Origin of the sequence: Acidiphilium sp. PM, assembly GCF_000219295.1 — a bacterium.
GTDB classification, from domain to species: Bacteria; Pseudomonadota; Alphaproteobacteria; order Acetobacterales; family Acetobacteraceae; genus Acidiphilium; species Acidiphilium multivorum.
In genome coordinates, this window is the sequence record NZ_AFPR01000597.1 from 1 (window position 1) to 2,041 (window position 2,041).

Here is a 2,041-nt window from a genome sequence, read left to right on the forward strand (position 1 = left end):
CGATGACCAGGGCCGCGATCTGGCAATATGTCCGTGCCCGGGAAAGCTATGACTTCGCCGACGCGCAATATCGGTATGATGTTGCCTCGCTGATGTCCAACCCCACGGTGCAAGGCACCTACCAAAGCTGGTTCCTCGATAAAGGGCCAGGCAGCACCAGCCCGCAGGTCACGGTTGGTAAAAAGGGGCAGATCAGCGTCGCGATGGTCAGCATGTCCATGGTGCGGCCGAATGTCGCGCTCGTGCGCTTCCGCCGCACCGTGACGATGTACGGCTCAGATCCGCAGACTTCGACATGGACGGCAACGGTCGGCTTTGAAAACGTCGTAACCCTGCCGGTTTCCGCCCGCCTCGCAGACCCCAGCGGGCTCATTGTGACCAACTACCAGGCCCAAAAGGATTCGCCATGACATGCGCGCGCAAACTCGCGGCCAGCGGGTTCCTCTGGCTCGGCATGATGGGGACGGCCCTCGCCATACAGTATCCCCATCCGGGGCACGAAGATCCCCGCGTTCGCTATGTGCCCTATCAGTCCGGCAACGTCACCGACATCTGGACCGCGCCAGGCGCGGCGCTGACGGTCCAGTTCGGCAGGAATGAAAAAGTCGTCTCCGTCGCGGAAAGCGATAGCGCCTATCTCAAGGTCGTCCCGGTCCAGAATTACCTTTTCATCAAGCCAACCGGCATTCTGCCGGCACAGCCGATCGCGGTCCTCTGCAAGACCAGCGACGGCAAGCTCCGGCATTACTTTTTCCAGTTCGAGACCGTGAACAAGCACCTCGGCGCCGGCGAGAATGTCGATTACGCCGTGGTGTTCACCTATCCGCACCAGGCGTATGAGCGCCGGCTTGCCAAGCGGAAGGCGGCCGAAGCGAAGGCTGTCCAGAAGGAGGCCAGGAGCCGCCTTGATGAAGCGCGCGCGGTCATGAACGCGGCGACGGTCGATCAATATCAGGGGCCGCGCAATTACGAATATGTCGCTCGTGGCGATCATCAGCTGGCACCCGCCGAGGTCTGGGACAACGGCTATTCAACCGTGTTCACCTTCCCGGCCATGCAGCGCATCCCGGCCATTTTCTACGTCCAGCCGGACGGCAAGGAGGCAACGGCCAACTATTCGGTCAATGGGAATACGGTCGTTGTGCCGGGCACCGCGCCAGAATGGCGGCTGCGCGATGGGCATACGGTCCTCGACATTTATGACCTCAAATACAACCCGACCGGCGCCACGCCTGGCACACATACGATCAGCCCGGATGTCGAGCGCGAGATGAGGACATTCAACGATGGCAAATGAGGACACGCCCGACCGCCCTTATGGGCCGATACGTCACGCCAACACGGCGCCATCGCCGGTCGAACAGGAACAATCTGCGGTCGCCAGCCAGCAGCACCTCAGCAGGCGCCAGATCGGCGGCATCCTCCTGGCCTGCGCGCTCGGCGCTGGCGTCGTGCTCGTGGTGACCCGGCTCACCGCACATCATGAGCCAAAGCTCGCCCATAAGGCCGCCGTGACAGGCGGGACCGAGGGCCGGCCATTCGTCAACAATGCCAGCAGCAGCACGACACCTCCCTCGAAACCTGCCGACCTCCCCCTGCCGCCAAAGCAGAACGCGGGGTTTCACAATCCGTTCCTGACGAATCAGCAGGAATCCCCCGCCATGAAGGCGCTCAAGGCACCGATCATGGCGTTTAATCAAACGGGCGGTGGACCATCCGCGCAACCTGCCAGCAATACCGTGGGCCAGAATGGCGCTCCCTCCGCGGGATCTGCGAAACCCACGGCCTTCGCGAATAAGCTCGACGCGGATCAATTCAGCGCGGCCGATGCCTCGATGATCGCGCATCCGAATTTCACGATCGCGGCCGGCACCATCATTCCCTGCACGCTGCAAACTGCGATCAATTCGACCCTGCCCGGCTTCGTCAAATGCGTGTTGCCGCAGCCGGTGCGATCGATGACCGGCACGGTGACGTTGCTGGATAAGGGGACGCAGGTGCTGGGCGAGGTTCGTGAGGGCCTGGTGCAAGGCCAGGACCG

The 2,041-nt window shown here is 62.4% G+C and carries 3 protein-coding genes; all 3 read left to right on the top strand.

All coding sequences use genetic code 11. The features are described 5' to 3' along the window. Positions 1-410 (top strand): type IV secretion system protein VirB8 (locus APM_RS19205; protein ID WP_007425058.1); only part of this gene is annotated, 410 nt, incomplete at its 5' end. After that, on the top strand, positions 407-1,297 hold the full coding sequence (locus tag APM_RS19210; RefSeq protein WP_007425059.1) for a TrbG/VirB9 family P-type conjugative transfer protein: 891 nt from the start codon (positions 407-409) through the stop codon (positions 1,295-1,297). The genes APM_RS19205 and APM_RS19210, both read left to right, overlap by 4 nt. Continuing rightward, positions 1,287-2,041, top strand: a 755-nt coding sequence (locus tag APM_RS19215) for a TrbI/VirB10 family protein (protein ID WP_007425060.1), incomplete at its 3' end; no start/stop codon positions are given. The genes APM_RS19210 and APM_RS19215, both read left to right, overlap by 11 nt.

Coding starts and splice junctions, on each gene's coding strand:
- APM_RS19210 (WP_007425059.1), top strand. CDS start 407: ATGACATGCGCGCGCAAACTCGCGGCCAGCGGGTTCCTCTGGCTCGGC.